This window comes from Kitasatospora sp. NPDC028961, assembly GCF_055564815.1.
The window spans coordinates 23,161-36,470 of record NZ_JBVHVO010000041.1; the positions used below are offsets into that span (position 1 = coordinate 23,161).

General features: G+C 72.8%; 14 protein-coding genes. 8 read left to right on the top strand and 6 right to left on the bottom strand.

Annotation, left to right across the window (positions count from 1 at the left end; all coding sequences use genetic code 11):
• Positions 1 to 58 precede the first annotated feature (58 nt).
• A complete protein-coding gene (locus ACZ4UX_RS35560) occupies positions 59 to 1,708 on the bottom strand; it encodes a YVTN family beta-propeller repeat protein (RefSeq protein ID WP_465709655.1) in 1,650 nt (549 codons plus the stop codon).
• Between the two features lie 326 nt (positions 1,709 to 2,034).
• Here ACZ4UX_RS35560 and ACZ4UX_RS35565 point away from each other — a divergent pair, with 326 nt between their 5' ends.
• Positions 2,035 to 3,705 carry an FAD-dependent monooxygenase gene (locus ACZ4UX_RS35565; protein WP_465709656.1) on the top strand — a complete coding sequence of 557 codons (1,671 nt, stop codon included), beginning with the start codon at positions 2,035 to 2,037 and terminating at the stop codon, positions 3,703 to 3,705.
• A 27-nt stretch (positions 3,706 to 3,732) separates the two neighbouring features.
• Here ACZ4UX_RS35565 and ACZ4UX_RS35570 read toward each other — a convergent pair whose 3' ends face one another.
• The 4 genes from ACZ4UX_RS35570 to ACZ4UX_RS35585 all read right to left on the bottom strand — a co-directional run bounded on the left by ACZ4UX_RS35570 (position 3,733) and on the right by ACZ4UX_RS35585 (position 5,501).
• Positions 3,733 to 4,116 (bottom strand): hypothetical protein, encoded by a 384-nt coding sequence (locus tag ACZ4UX_RS35570; RefSeq protein WP_465709657.1) that lies wholly within the window; start codon positions 4,114 to 4,116, stop codon positions 3,733 to 3,735.
• A gap of 23 nt (positions 4,117 to 4,139) precedes the next feature.
• Positions 4,140 to 4,352, bottom strand: coding sequence for a DUF397 domain-containing protein (locus ACZ4UX_RS35575; RefSeq protein ID WP_465709658.1), 213 nt, complete (start codon positions 4,350 to 4,352; stop codon positions 4,140 to 4,142).
• A gap of 109 nt (positions 4,353 to 4,461) precedes the next feature.
• A complete protein-coding gene (locus tag ACZ4UX_RS35580) occupies positions 4,462 to 4,671 on the bottom strand; it encodes a DUF397 domain-containing protein (RefSeq protein WP_465709659.1) in 210 nt (69 codons plus the stop codon).
• Complete coding sequence (locus tag ACZ4UX_RS35585) at positions 4,653 to 5,501, bottom strand: helix-turn-helix domain-containing protein (RefSeq protein ID WP_465709660.1); 849 nt, start codon at positions 5,499 to 5,501, stop codon at positions 4,653 to 4,655. The genes ACZ4UX_RS35580 and ACZ4UX_RS35585 overlap by 19 nt, the downstream gene beginning before the upstream one ends.
• A gap of 122 nt (positions 5,502 to 5,623) precedes the next feature.
• Between ACZ4UX_RS35585 and ACZ4UX_RS35590 the strand changes: the two genes are divergently transcribed.
• Entirely contained in the window at positions 5,624 to 5,878 is a 255-nt protein-coding gene (locus ACZ4UX_RS35590) for a hypothetical protein (RefSeq protein WP_465709661.1), read from the top strand.
• Complete coding sequence (locus ACZ4UX_RS35595) at positions 5,875 to 6,573, top strand: NUDIX domain-containing protein (protein WP_465709662.1); 699 nt, start codon at positions 5,875 to 5,877, stop codon at positions 6,571 to 6,573. Before ACZ4UX_RS35590 ends, ACZ4UX_RS35595 begins: the two co-directional genes overlap by 4 nt.
• A 14-nt stretch (positions 6,574 to 6,587) precedes the next feature.
• On the opposite strand, the gene ACZ4UX_RS35600 is transcribed toward ACZ4UX_RS35595, so the two are convergent.
• Positions 6,588 to 6,899 (bottom strand): putative quinol monooxygenase, encoded by a 312-nt coding sequence (locus ACZ4UX_RS35600; protein WP_465709663.1) that lies wholly within the window; start codon positions 6,897 to 6,899, stop codon positions 6,588 to 6,590.
• Positions 6,900 to 6,998: 99 nt separating this feature from the next.
• Here ACZ4UX_RS35600 and ACZ4UX_RS35605 point away from each other — a divergent pair, with 99 nt between their 5' ends.
• The 5 genes from ACZ4UX_RS35605 to ACZ4UX_RS35625 all read left to right on the top strand — a co-directional run bounded on the left by ACZ4UX_RS35605 (position 6,999) and on the right by ACZ4UX_RS35625 (position 13,252).
• Positions 6,999 to 7,328 (top strand): ArsR/SmtB family transcription factor, encoded by a 330-nt coding sequence (locus ACZ4UX_RS35605; protein WP_329491176.1) that lies wholly within the window; start codon positions 6,999 to 7,001, stop codon positions 7,326 to 7,328.
• 154 nt (positions 7,329 to 7,482) lie between these two features.
• Complete coding sequence (locus ACZ4UX_RS35610) at positions 7,483 to 7,887, top strand: hypothetical protein (protein WP_465709664.1); 405 nt, start codon at positions 7,483 to 7,485, stop codon at positions 7,885 to 7,887.
• Between the two features lie 105 nt (positions 7,888 to 7,992).
• Positions 7,993 to 9,498 carry a hypothetical protein gene (locus tag ACZ4UX_RS35615; RefSeq protein WP_465709665.1) on the top strand — a complete coding sequence of 502 codons (1,506 nt, stop codon included), beginning with the start codon at positions 7,993 to 7,995 and terminating at the stop codon, positions 9,496 to 9,498.
• A 388-nt stretch (positions 9,499 to 9,886) separates the two neighbouring features.
• On the top strand, positions 9,887 to 10,954 hold the full coding sequence (locus tag ACZ4UX_RS35620; protein WP_465709680.1) for a polyprenyl synthetase family protein: 1,068 nt from the start codon (positions 9,887 to 9,889) through the stop codon (positions 10,952 to 10,954).
• Positions 10,955 to 11,218: 264 nt separating this feature from the next.
• Positions 11,219 to 13,252 carry a SpoIIE family protein phosphatase gene (locus ACZ4UX_RS35625; protein WP_465709666.1) on the top strand — a complete coding sequence of 678 codons (2,034 nt, stop codon included), beginning with the start codon at positions 11,219 to 11,221 and terminating at the stop codon, positions 13,250 to 13,252.
• Positions 13,253 to 13,310 lie beyond the last annotated feature (58 nt).

Here is a 13,310-nt window from a genome sequence, read left to right on the forward strand (position 1 = left end):
GCGGTGCACGGCGGCGCCGCCGACGCCCTCCCGAAGGGGAGCGCCGGCGGCGCCGGACTCACTTGCAGCTGATCAGCAGCGCGAGCGTGGCCGAGCAGGTGCGGGACGCGCGGTCGTTCGCCGCCACCGGGTCGGTGGGCGCGCTCGCGGTGCGAGCGGCGGTGACGGTGAAGGTCCGGCCGAGGTTGAGCAGGCCGACGTGGACCGTCACGTGCCGGGTGACGCTCGCCCCCTTCGCGAGCGGACCGGCGACCGCGCAGGTCAGCTTGCCCGCCGCGATCGTGCAGTCGGTCGAGGAGGCGGTGAAGCCGGCCGGCAGGTCGGCCGAGATCGTCGCCGAGGTCACCGTCTCCGGGCCCTGGTTGGTGACGGTGAGGATGTAGTCGACCCGCCCGGAGAACAGGCCGCCCACCGGGGTGGCGGCGAGCGAGACCGCGAGGTCGGCGGTGGGCGCGGTGTAGGTGAAGCGCCCGGCCGGGACGACGGCACTGGTACCGCCGGCCGTGGTGACCCGGACGTCGACGACCCCGGCCGCGGCGGCGGCGGGAGCGGTGGCGGTGCAGCCGGTCTCCGTGCACGAGACGGCGGTGGCGTTCCCGGCCGCGCCGAAGCTCACGGCGGTGGCGCCGTTCAGGCCGGTCCCGGTGATGGTGACCTTCGTCCCGCCCCCCTGCGGTCCGCTCGCCGGGCTGACCCCGGTGACGACCGGCACCGGCAGCGGGAAGCCGAGCACCGTCACGGCGTTCGCGGCGAAGTCGGCCAGGTAGCCGCGCCGCCCGTCCGGGGTGACGGCGAGCGCGTACGGGCTGGTGCCGACCGGCACCGTCGAGGTGACCTTGCGGTCCGCGGTGGCGATCACGCTCAGCGTGCCGTCACCATAGTTGGAGGCGTACGCCGACTTGCCGTCGGGCGAGAGCGCGACCGAGAACGGGTTGGCCCCGACCGTCACCGTGCCCACGACGGTGCGGCCCGCCGTGTCCAGCACGCTGACGGTGTCGTCACCGCCGTTGCCCGTCCAGAGGCGGGAGCCGTCGGCGCTCAGCGCCAGGCCGAAGACTCCGTGACCGACGGGGACGTCCGCGCTCACCGTGTTGCTCGCGGTGTCGATGACGTCCACCGCCTGCGCGCCCGAGGCGGCGACGTAGACGTGCGCCCCGTCGGGCGAGACGGCCACGCCGTGCGGCTCCGCGCCGACCGGGACGGTCGCGGTCACGGTGTTGCTCGCGGTGTCGATCACGCTCACGGTCGCCGCGCCGGCGCTGCTGACGTACGCGTGGGCGCCGTCCGGGGAGACGGCCACCCCGAAGGGCTCGGCGCCGACCGCGATGGTGGCCGCCACGGTGTTGCTCGCGGTGTCGACGACGCTGACCGCGTCGTCGAGCTGGTGGGTCAGATAGGCGTGCTGCCCGTCGGGGGACCAGGCCACGGCGTACGAGCCGCTACCGGCCGTGAAGGTGCCGGAGACCGCACCGGTGGCGGCGTCGAGCACGGTGACGGTGCCGCTGCTCTGGCTGGTCACGTACGCCCGGCTGCCGTCCGGCGCGAGTGCGACGCCCGCCGGGTAGGGCGCCACGGCGACGGTGGTCGTCACGACGGGCGCGGGCGCCGCGGCCCAGGCTGTGGCGGGCTGCACCAACAGCGCGGCCGTGGCCGCGCCGGTGGCGACCACGGCCGTCCAGGTGCGGCTCGGGGAACGGCTTATTCTCACGGGGGTCTGCTCCAGACTCGTCAGTACATCGGGGGAAGCGACCGGGTGCGGCGGCGGCTCCGCCACCGCACCGAGGCCGGACGAAGCGTAGAAGGCTGATTGACGGACCGTCATGAGTTGGCCGGGATTGTCGCCAAGTGTTTGGAATTGGTTGCCCTCCGTCGCCGACCCGGGCGGTCACCGCGGCGGCGGTGGCCGGGGGCCGCTCCGGCACCGGCGACCGGGCCCTCCGGCACCGGTGGCCGGGCCCTCCGGCAGCGGTGGCGGACCGGTGCCGGTCGGGCGCAGCCTGGAGGGAGGCGGTCAGGACGTCCCCGGGAGCGGTCATGGACGAGATCGACGTACTGGTGGTGGGTGCGGGCCCGGTCGGGCTGACGGCCGCGGCCGAGCTGCGCCGCCACGGGGTCGACTGCCGGATCATCGACCGGCTGGCCGTCCCCCAGCACTACGCCAAGGCCGTCGGCGTCCAGCCGCGCACCATGGAGGTGTGGGACGCCATGGGCCTGGTCGGCGCGGCGCTGAACGAGGCCGTACCGATGCACGGCCAGCTGCCCTTCGTGGACGGGCGGCCCGGTCCGCGGATCGAGCTCACGATGCCGCCCGACATCCCCTACGGCTTCGCCGCCCTCCCCCAGTACACGACGGAGCGGCTGCTCACCGAGCACCTCGCCGGGTACGGCACGCGGGTCGAGCGCGGCACCGAACTGCTCGCCCTCGATCAGGAGGCCGAGGCGGGCACCGGTGGCGCCGACGGGCCCGACGGCCGGGTCCTGGCCGTGCTCGCGACACCGTCCGGGCCGCGGGAGGTCCGGGCGCGCTACGTGATCGGCTGCGACGGCGCGCACAGCCTGGTCCGGAAGGCGGCGGGCCTGCGGTTCGAGGGCGACGCCTTCCCCGAGCAGTACATGCTGGGCGACGTCGAGGTCGACTGGGACCTCCCCGCCGGGTACGGCGTCCGCGCCACCCACCACGACGCCGAAGGCCGGGTCGACGACCTGCTGGTCTGCATCCCGCTCCCCGGCCGCAAGCGCTACCGGGTGTCGATGCTGGTCCCGGACGAACTGGCCGGCGCCGGGGCCCAGGACGGCGTCGCGCACGGGCTGGAGAGCGGAGCGGCCCCCGAACTGCGGCACATCCAGGCCGTGCTCGACCGGCTCTCGCCGCAGCCGACGCACGCCTCGGCGCTGCGCTGGTCCTCCACCTTCCGGATCAGCCACCGGCTGGTGGACCGCTACCGGGCCGGGCGGCTCTTCCTGGCCGGCGACGCCGCCCACATCCACCCGCCCACCGGCGCGCAGGGCATGAACACCGGCATCCAGGACGCCTACAACCTCGCGTGGAAGCTGGCGCTCGCCGTCCGGGGCGTCGGCGCCGCCGGCCTGCTCGACAGCTATCACGCCGAACGGCACCCGGTGGGCGTCGAGGTGGTCGGCCGGACGGTGCGCCACTCCCGGAGCGGCGTCCAGGCCGACCCCGGCTCGCCCGACATCCTCGACGCGGTGCTGCGGCGGGAGGCCCAGCTGCTGGTCGGCTACCCGGACAGCCCGCTGGTCGAGCCGAAGGGCGACGGCGGACCGGCCGGGTACGGGCACGGGCCCGGCTCCGGCGAACGGGCCCCCGACAGCCGGGGCTTGGCGCGCGACCTCGCGCACTACCCCGTCCGGCTGTTCGACCTGCTGCGCGGCCCGCGCCACACCCTGCTGTTCCACCTCGACGCGGCGACACCCGAGGAGCCGGTCACCACGTGTGCGGTCGCCGCCCTCTCCACGGCCCACGGGCTGCTGGACGTCTACGCGGTGCTCGCACCGGACGCGCCCGCGCCCCTGTGGCGGCTGCCGACCGCCCGGGACACCGGCGGCGAGTTCCGCAGCGCCTACGGGGCCCGCCCCGGCGAGGCCTTCCTGATCCGCCCCGACGGCTACCTCGCCGGACGCTTCCACCCGCCCACCCCGGACCGGCTGGCGACCTGCCTGCGCCGGACGTTCGGCACCGGGTGAGGGGGCGTCGGGGCGTCGGGGCGTCGGTCAGCCGATGAGGCGCTGCCACAGGACGTCCGGCGCGATGGTCGCCCGGTAGTCGAAGAAGAGGCTCAGCTCGCCGTTCTCACCGAGTTCACCGAGTTCACCGTCCTTGCCCGCGAGCGAGTCGAGCGACCGGTGCCGCATCGCGTCGTCCAGGAACCGCGGCTGTTCCCAGGGAGCGGAGAGCATCGCGATCGGCGCCGGCGCCGGCTTCCGCCGGCCATCGAACACCACCCAGCAGGCCATCTGCGGGAAGTACCCCGAGAGGGCGACCTGACGCACGAACTCGCCGAGCGTGGTGGCCCCGTCGGCCTCCAGGAGGGCTTCGTGGGGCGCGTCCACATCGTCCCCCATGGCAACACTGGCACGTGTGAGAGTGATTCGCATGGGGTCAGAGTAGCGACTATTCGTCACTCTGACGACAACCGAAACTCCCCACCTCGAACGCCCGCGACGAACGCCCGCCAGGCATCGGCCGAGAAGACGAGCACGGGACCCTGAGGGTCTTTGGAATCACGAACGGGCATGACTCCGCCATAGCCGTCCGCAACCTCCACGCAGCCACCCTGCCCATTGCTGTAGCTACTCTTCCGCCACCGGGCACCACTCAGGTCGACGAGCATCGCAGCCGAAGCCCTTCCTCAAGCACGGGATCACCACCCATCACCTTGAGGCTACCCACGCAGAGCGCCCTCCGATCGGATGCGATCGGAGGGCGCAGGGGACGGTCGATCAGACGGCGCCGAACTCGCCGACCTGGACGGCAGCGACGAACGACCGCCAGGCATCGGCTGCGAAGACGAGCGCAGGACCGTCAGAGTCCTTGGAGTCACGAACAGGCATGACCCCAGGGAACCCGGGCGCCACCTCGATGCAGTCGCCGCCCTGCTGGCTGTAGCTGGACTTCACCCACGCGGCGCGAGTCAAGTTGATGTCGGACATGCGGTTCCTTCCCGAGCAGCGCGAATCCATTCGAGAGTCGCCGTCTCGGCCAGCGCTCCCACCTGTAGTCGATCGTAGTGTCTCTTCCAAACTGTCAGTACGTCAGCATCGCGCTCAAGATGGCTTCGTCCCTCAGATTCCGAATAGCCCAACAAGGAATGATCGGGAAGCGTGAGAAGTCGCATAGGCAGGGCGAACGGCCTGTGCTCAGCCATGGCAAACGGGGCCACCTGAAGAATCACGTGACTCACGTCGAACTGCTGCTCCAAGAAACCGAGTTGCTCGTCCATCACGTCCCACCCACCGATCGGCCGCCGCAAGCAGCTCTCGTCGAGGACGGCATGCACGAGCGGAGGGCTGCTCCGCCGCAGCAACTGCTGACGAGTGAGCAGGAAGGTGACTCGCTCGTCCGCTTGCCTTTGCGTGATCGCTCCACGACGAACATCGGCCATGGCCAGGGCCGTTGCGTAGGCCTCGGTCTGGAACAGTCCAGGAACGACGCCTGATTCGAAGATCCGTATCTCGGCAGCCTTCGCTTCGTGGCTCGCATACTCGGGGAAGCCCTCCAGGAGCGCCGAGTGCTTGTTCTGCAGCCACATCAGCAGCAGCGTTCCTCCGGTCTCCAGCGCCTCGTCGGCCCTACGAGCGAACTTCTCACTCGGAGGCTCGCGCGTTGCAAGTTCAGCGTAGGAGACATAGGACGGGTCGAATCCGACCTTCTTCGCCAGCTGGGCCTGCGTAAGCCCCTTCACCTCTCGCGACCTGCGCAGTTGCACACCGAAGGGCGCCCACGGGCCTGATGTCGGGTCAAGTTGCCTGCGGTTAACCATGTCCCACCAACTTGTGGATCATCAGCATCAAATTCAGATCTCGGGCTGATCCTGCACCAACGAGGGTCATCATAAACACGAGCCGTAAGGGACTCGACGCACAGAGCTACCAAGGAGCCCGCATGCCCAGCCGCCCCCGCACGCCCGCCTACCAGCCCCAGATCGGCGAAGTCGTCCGCGACCGGGCCCACCGCTCCCCCAACGGGCAGCCCGCCGAAGGCGTCTACATGGACACCCTCGGCGGCGCCGCCTACCTGCGGCCCGAAGCCGGCGGCTGCGAGTGGACCACCCGGCCCGAGGACCTCCAGCGACTCGACCAGCCCCGCCACCTCCCCGTCCAGCACCCGAGCCCGCCCCGCGCGAACAGCGCGGCGTGAGCCCGGCGTCCAGGCTCCTCGCGGTCACCCTCACCATCCCCGCGCTCAGCGCCGGAGCCGGCGCCCTCGCCTGCCGACCCATCCGCGACGGGCCGCTCACCCCCCGACTCCTCGTCTTCGGCCTCATCCTCACCACCGGCATCGTCGCCGCACTCCCCGCCGCCTACACCTGGCGACTCCAACCCCCTCCACCCCAGGAGCGCACCATGCTCTACCCCCTGCCCGAGATCCTCACCAACCCGCCCCGCCGACGCCTCGGCCACCAGACCCTCGCCCTCGACCCCGACGGCGCCGTCCTCCTCGTCGCCACCACCCACCAGAACGGCCTCACCCTCCCCGGCGGAAGCGCCGAACGCAACGAACTCCCCCACCTCGCCGCCCGCCGTCACACCGAGACCGAAACCGGCCTCGTCCTCCCCCTGCGCAGCATCCTCGCCACCGACTACACCGACGCCCGACTCCTCCCCGAAGCCATCGACTTCGTCTACTGGGGCGGCCGCCTCACCCGCGCCCAACAAGCCACCACCACCCACCACCGCCCCCCGCGCCACATCACCGGCCTCCACTTCATCCACCCCGACCACCTCGCCGACACCATGGACCCCGACCAGCACCACCGCGTCACCCAAGCCCTCGACGCCCTCACCCGCGGCGCCCACCTCCCCTTCCTCCTCCGCGGCATCCCCGCCGAATAGCAGCCGCCAGCGGGCTACTCCCGGCCGTAGGGGCTGTGCATCGTCAGGAAGCGGATCTCCAGGTCGCTGGCCAGATAGTCCATCCGCCGCTCCCAGAAGGCGCTCAGGTGCGGCAGGGCCAGGTGGGCGTCGAGGTCGGCCTGGCTTCGCCACGCCTCGTAGAACACGAAGACGCCGGGCTCCTCGCGGTCCTCGTGGAAGTGGTACTCCAGGCAGCCCGGCTCCTGCCGGGTGGGGGCCACGAAGGAGAGCAGCAACTCCTTCAGCTCCGCAGCCCGTTCGGGCTTCGGGCGGGCGATGCCGACGAGCGTGACCAGCTGATCCATGCGAACTCTCCCTCATGCAAGGTACGATAAATCTCGTACCTTGAGGACGGTACCCCTGCCGAAAGGTACGATTCAAGCCGTACCTGAGGGAGGTCACCCATGCCCGACGAGGAAGGGCACCCGGCCGTCGAGGAGATCGAGCTCGGCAAGGTGCTGGCGGCGCTCGCCGACCCGCTGCGCCGCCGAGTGGTCCGCGAGCTGGCCTGCTCCCCGGACGGCACCGCGCGCACCTGTAGCTCCTTCGCGCTGCCCGTCTCGAAGGCCACCGTCACCCACCACTTCCGGGCGCTGCGCGAGGCCGGCCTGATCCGGCAGGTCGACCGGGGGAACAGCCGGATGGCCGCCCTCCGCCGGACCGACATCGACGCCCGCTTCCCCGGCCTGCTCGCCCTCCTCACCGCCGAGGCGCAGGCCCCCGGCGACGGCTGACGGTCCGGTGCCCACAGAACGCGGTGCACAGGAAGTCGGTATGGCCGACTTCCTGTGCACGCCCGGGCGTTCCCCCGGACCCACAGGGTGCCGTCACCCCGGAAGGGACCGGCCGGGGCGACCGGTCCGCATAGCCCCGCCCTACGATGGCCGGATGCCCGAAGAACCGATGCGCTTCCCGCCCCGGCCCCTCCGCGACGTGCAGGCGCGGTACCTCCGGCAGGCCGGCGGGTGCGGCGGCGGGGCGGCGATAGTGACGGTCGACTTCGAGCCGTGCACCGGCCCCACCCGCTTCGAGCTCACCCTCCCGGACGACGTCCGGTTCCGCTTCGGCCCCGCCGGCGGCGACGAGGACTACCGCGAGGTCTTCACCCTCCTCGAAGCACTCGACGAGGGCATGCGCGAGGCGCTGGCCGAGGACGGGCGGATCACCGTCCACTGCCGGGCCGTGCTGCGGTACATGGTCGTCCACCCCGTCGACTCCCACCCCCGCGCGTTTCGTGAAGCAGGGCGGCTCGCCGCACGCAAGGCCCTGGAACAGGTCTTCGGCACCTCCTGACACCGCCGGAGCGGCAGCCCGAGCACGAGAAGTCGGCCGACCCGACTTCTCGTGGGTAATGTGTGTGCCCCAGCAGACCGGGGTGAGTCCGAGCGAGGTAGCGACGTGGAACCGGCGGGGGACGGCACGACACACGACCAGGCGTCGCCGAGCGTTCGCAACGACCTCTCCGGCCGGGTCACCGGGGCAGCCGTTCAGGCGGGGGACATCCACGGCGGCGTGAACGTCGTGGTGGTGAACGCGGCACCGGAGAGCGGCCCTCCCGACGAGGCCGTCGCCGAGGCGCTGCGGAAGTCCTCGCACCGCTGGCGAGCGCGTTTCTCCAGCGTCGATCTGGTCAACCTGCCGCGGATCGCGATGCTCTCGGACGGCAGCGCGATCCTCGGCGCGGCGAGGAACGCGGAGCTCGACACCACCAAGCCGTTCCGGGGCCAGGGGCTGGCCCCCGGGCTCTTCGTCTCCCAGGTCAGACCGTTGTTCGAGACGTGGGACGCCGAGTCGGCGACCAGGCTCTGCGAGAGCACGATCGACCACGTGCACCGCGGCCTGCTGGTCTCCTTCGAAGCGCGGATGCGCTGCCGCAATCCCCCGACGATGCCTCCGTCGGAGCCCACCGGAGTCCTCGCGAAGGACCCTCACCTCCACTTCGACATCGGCGGACGCGGCGTCGTCATCACCTTCGACCCGCACTGGCTCACGACGGCCACCGCTTCGGGCACGCTCCACGACGCCGCGCGGAACCCGCTGGTCTACTCCGGCCTCGGTACCGTGGCGGCGGTCCTGGACGACGGCACGATCCGCGTCTCCGCGCTCGTCTTCGGCCAGCCGGAGACCCCGTTCCAGTCACACCTCAAACACATGGGCGCGTCCACGTTGCGCACGCCGGCCGGACTCACCGCCGCCGATTTCCGCAACGAGTTCTCCACCCGCCCCGGGGAAGGGGTCGCCGTTCCCCGCACCCGAGAAGGAACTGCCGTGAGCCGTACGGGTATCGCCCTGCTCTTCGACGAGGACCGGGTGATCCCGGGCCAGATCGACCGCGCCGTGCTGACCCAGTCGACCAGGATCGCCCCGGAGTACCGTCGCGACCTCGGCGTGGCCGTCGCGAGCCTGTCACCGGGGCCCGCATTCGCCGTGGGAGCCACCCCGGGCGACATCGCCGCGCACCTGCTCGCCCGCACGCCCCCGCTCTGGAAGTCCCTCACCGTCCCGGGGCTCACCGCGCTGATCCGTTCGCGCAACCTCGCCGTGTCGACCGTCACCGGGCTCACGAGGGGGCAGCTCAGTGACCTCGACGAGTTGATGCGGGCGGAGGTGCCGAGCTATCTCGGTGGCGTCGAGCTGGACAGGGCCCTGCCGATGCAGGGGGAACTCCTTCCGCAGTGCGACCAGTACCACGTGGTGGGCGCCGAACTCCGGTTGGTCTACACCGCTGCGGGCCGGTATCTCGACGAGGCCAACGGCGAGGACCTCGACCGGCCACTGGCCGAGTGGCGGGACACCGGACTCTTCCGAACCGTGGTCTGGGAGGAGGACACCCGTCGGTCGGAGGCGGAGGAGGCCGAGGCCGCGTTCCTCCTCCGCGACTGGCTCGGCGGGCGGACCGAATAGCCGGGGAAGCGCACCCGGCCGCCGAGGAGAGCGAGCTCGGCAAGGCGCCGTCGGCGCTCGCCGGCCGTGTGCGGTCGGCGAGCGCCGAATACACGCGGGCCGACCGGGAAGTCGGCCCCGCCGACTTCCCACTCCCCCGACTCGGTGTCAGGACCACCCGAGGCCGACGCTGGCGGCGGCCGACAGGTCGGGATCGCGGCCGGAGCAAGGGTGCCGAGGGCACCTCCCGGCCGAAGGCCGGGGAGCCCGGCCGACCCGGCAGAGCTCCACGGGACACGAGCCGCGCCTGTCCGTAGCCGCGCCGCGCGCGCCATCCGCGAGGCACCCGGCCCCCGTCGGCGGGCGCGGGCGCGGGGGTGCGAGGGTAGGGCACGTGAACCAGACGATCATGGCAGCCGCCCGCGAACGGGCCGCCGGACACCGGCGGCGGTTCGACCTCCGTTTCGAGGCCTACTTCGCCTCCCTGCCGGAGCGCCTCGACACGCCGCCGCTCAGCCGCTTCACCCCCCGCTGCCTGGAGCTGCTGCGGGACCTCTCGCTGCGCGGCGGCAAGCGGCTGCGGGTCGCCCTGCTGTACGAGGCCGCCCGGCTGGTGACCACCGAGCCGGTGCCCGGTCTGACGGAGGCCGCGCTGAGCATCGAACTGCTCCAGACGCACGGGCTCGTCCACGACGACATCATCGACGACGCGCCGGTACGCCGGGGCGGCCCCTCCACCTACTACGCCTACCGCGAGGAGTTCCCGGCGGCGGACCGCACCGCGCTGGGCCTGGCCGTCCTGGCCGGGGACCTCGCCGCCTTCCTCTCGATGCGCGTCCTGCTGGAGGCGGACGTCCCCGCCGAGCTGCGCCAGGCGATGCTGGAGGTGCAGCTGAACGCCGCCGCGGAGACGGTCACCGGCCAGATCGTCGACCTCGAACGCGACTTCCGGGCGCTTCCGGAGGAGGAGTTCCTGCACACCGTCTGCGAGTACAAGTCCACCCGCTACTCCGTCCTCGCCCCACTGCGGCTGGGCCTGCTGGCGGCCGGCGAGGACGTGGCCGCGCACGACGCGCGCCTGCGCCGGTACGCGACGCTGGTCGGCATCGGCGGCCAGCTGCGCGACGACTACCTCGACCTGTTCGCCGACGAGGCGGCCACCGGCAAGTCCACCGGCGCCGACCTCCGGTCCGGCCGCCGCAGCTACGCCGTGAGTGCCCTGCTCGCCGCCGCGGACGACGCGCAGCGGGCCGTGGTGGAGTCCGCGCTCGGCGATCCGGACTGCTCCGCGGCGACGGTCGGGCGCGTCCGCGAGCTGGCCCGGTCGCTGGGCGTGGACGGCAGGCTCCGCGCCGACATCCGCCGCTGCGCCGAGGCCGCCGCCGGGGAGGCCTCGGGCTGGCGCCCGCACTGGCGCGAGGAGGCGGTGACCTTCTTCGAGGGCCTCCCGCTGTCCAACGTGCTGCCGGCCGGGTGAGCGCAGCAGGCGAGCGCAGCGGGTGCCCCGGGCGGCCCCGGCCGAACTCGCGGCCGCCGGGCACTCACGCGTCACCCCCGGCAAGGGCGACAATCGTGGCATAACGGTACAGATGTACCGGCCAGACCGTATCGTGCCAAGGACGGCCGCGGGCGATCGCCGCAAGGGCAGACCCGAGGGCAGCCGGCCGGAGGCAGCCGGACACCCCGGGTACGGGGGCGCGGTTGCCGCACGACACAACACCGGACAAGGGGGCACCACGGGGTGGTCGAGCCGCAGCTGACACCCGAGGTCTTCGACCGGGCGATCGTGGCGATCGCCCTGACCGCGGGCCGGGAACACCGCCTGGTCTACCGCAACGACGCCTTCCGCGAGCTGTTCGGGCCGCGGTCGATCGGCGTCCCCGTCCGGGAGCTGTTCGCCGAACCCGGGGTGGAGCGGTTCTTCGAGACGCTCGACAACGTCCTCGCCGACGGCACCGCCCGCCAGGTGACCACGCCCCGGACGGTGGAACGGCCCGGGGACGGTGACGGCGACCACCGGCACTTCGTCTACAGCTGCTCCCCGATCTCCTCCCGCTTCGGCCCCGGCATCCTGATCGCCGCGATCGACACCACCACCGAGGTGCACGCCGCCCAGCAGGCGGAACAGCTCTCCACCGACCGCCTGCGCACCCTGGAGCGGTACGAGGCGCTGATCTCCGCCGTCTCCCAGCTGGTCTGGATCATCCGCGCGGACGGCAGCATGGCCGAGCTCGTGCCCGGCTGGCAGCGGCTCACCGGGCAGCCCTGGCGGGAGACCATGGACGAGGCCTGGTTCGAGCTCATCCACCCCCGGGACCGCGCCGGGCTGGCCGAGCAGTGGCTGAAGGCGGCGGCCGCCGAGCCGACCATGTTCGAGCACTCCTTCCGGGTGCGCACCGTCACCGGGGAGTACCGGCACGTCTCCGCCCGCGCGGTACCGATCGTCCGCGAGGGCCGGCCGGTGGAGTGGGTCGGGGCCACCTCCGACATCGAGGACCGCTGGCGCAACCGGCTGCGCGAGCGGCTGCTCGCCGGGGCCCTCGCGGTGACCGAGACCGCCCGCCCGGACGACGCCTTCGCCGCCGTCGCGGACCTCGTCGTCCCGGAGCTCACCGACGCCTGCACGGTGTTCCTGCTCTCCACCCGCGAGCACACCACCCGGCCCGACGAGATCCTCGGCACCCGGATCGCCTCCACCGCCCGGCCCGGCCTGCCTCCGCTGCCCGCGCTGCGCCAGCAGAGCTACCGGCTCGGGCCGGCCGCCCTGCGGGTCGTCGCCCGCCAGGCCCCCGCGCTCCTGACCTTCCCGGTCGGCGAGATCCCCCCGGGCGTCGTCCCCCGGGAGTCGGCCCAGTGGCTCACCCGGGCCCGCGCCACCAGTCTCACCCTGCTGCCGATCGTCATCGACGGCATCACCGTCGCCCTCGCCGCCGCGGCCGGCTGCGAGGACACCCCGCCGCCCGGCCGACCGGACATCGACCTGCTCCAGGACGTCCTCCAGCGCGCCCAGGCCACGCTGCGCCAGACCCTGGAGCTCCAGCGCACCCGGCAGGTGGCACTCGTCCTCCAACGGGCGCTGCTCACCGCCCCGCCGGTCGTCCTCGGCGCCGAGCTCGCCGCCCGCTACCAGCCCGGCAACCGGGCGGCCGAGGTCGGCGGCGACTGGTACGACGCCTTCCTGCTGCCCGACGGCTCGCTCGCCCTGACCATCGGCGACGTGGCCGGGCACGACCTCACCGCGGCCACCACCATGGGGCAGCTGCGCAGCATGCTGCGGTCGGTCGCCTACAACCGCACCCATCTGCACACCCCGGCCGACACCCTCGCCGCGCTCGACACGGCCGCCGACGGCCTCGGCGTGGCCGCCTTCGCCACCGCCGTCCACCTGAACCTGACCCGGGTCGACGACGGCTGGCGGATGACCTGGTCGAACGCCGGGCACCCGCCGCCACTGCTGGTACCCGCCTCGGGCGAGCCGCGCTTCCTGGTGACCGAGGAGACCGACGTGCCGCTCTGCGTGGCCCCCGCCGAGCCGCGCCACACCCACAGCACCGAGATCGCGCCCGGGGACACCGTGCTCCTCTACACCGACGGGCTGGTCGAGGTGCCCGGGGAGAACCTGACCGTCGGCCTGGACCGGCTGGCGCAGGCGGCGGGCGCGGTCGGCCACCGGCCGCTGGACGAACTCTGCGACCACGTGCTCGCCCAGGTCGCCGAGACCCGGGACGACATCGCCCTGCTGGCCTTCCGCGCACTGGCCGCGCCGCCCGTCTGAGGCCGGCGCGGCTCGGGTGCCGCCCGGGTACCGGTCTCGGGTACCGTGCTCAGGCGCT

What these genes read in the sequence shown, in the direction of transcription:
- ACZ4UX_RS35565 (WP_465709656.1), top strand. Translation starts at nt 2,035, where the DNA reads ATGGACGAGATCGACGTACTGGTGGTGGGTGCGGGCCCGGTCGGGCTG.
- ACZ4UX_RS35570 (WP_465709657.1), bottom strand. Translation starts at nt 4,116, where the DNA reads ATGCGAATCACTCTCACACGTGCCAGTGTTGCCATGGGGGACGATGTG.
- ACZ4UX_RS35575 (WP_465709658.1), bottom strand. Translation starts at nt 4,352, where the DNA reads ATGCTCGTCGACCTGAGTGGTGCCCGGTGGCGGAAGAGTAGCTACAGC.
- ACZ4UX_RS35580 (WP_465709659.1), bottom strand. Translation starts at nt 4,671, where the DNA reads ATGTCCGACATCAACTTGACTCGCGCCGCGTGGGTGAAGTCCAGCTAC.
- ACZ4UX_RS35585 (WP_465709660.1), bottom strand. Translation starts at nt 5,501, where the DNA reads ATGGTTAACCGCAGGCAACTTGACCCGACATCAGGCCCGTGGGCGCCC.
- ACZ4UX_RS35590 (WP_465709661.1), top strand. Translation starts at nt 5,624, where the DNA reads ATGCCCAGCCGCCCCCGCACGCCCGCCTACCAGCCCCAGATCGGCGAA.
- ACZ4UX_RS35600 (WP_465709663.1), bottom strand. Translation starts at nt 6,899, where the DNA reads ATGGATCAGCTGGTCACGCTCGTCGGCATCGCCCGCCCGAAGCCCGAA.
- ACZ4UX_RS35605 (WP_329491176.1), top strand. Translation starts at nt 6,999, where the DNA reads ATGCCCGACGAGGAAGGGCACCCGGCCGTCGAGGAGATCGAGCTCGGC.
- ACZ4UX_RS35610 (WP_465709664.1), top strand. Translation starts at nt 7,483, where the DNA reads ATGCCCGAAGAACCGATGCGCTTCCCGCCCCGGCCCCTCCGCGACGTG.
- ACZ4UX_RS35620 (WP_465709680.1), top strand. Translation starts at nt 9,887, where the DNA reads ATGGCAGCCGCCCGCGAACGGGCCGCCGGACACCGGCGGCGGTTCGAC.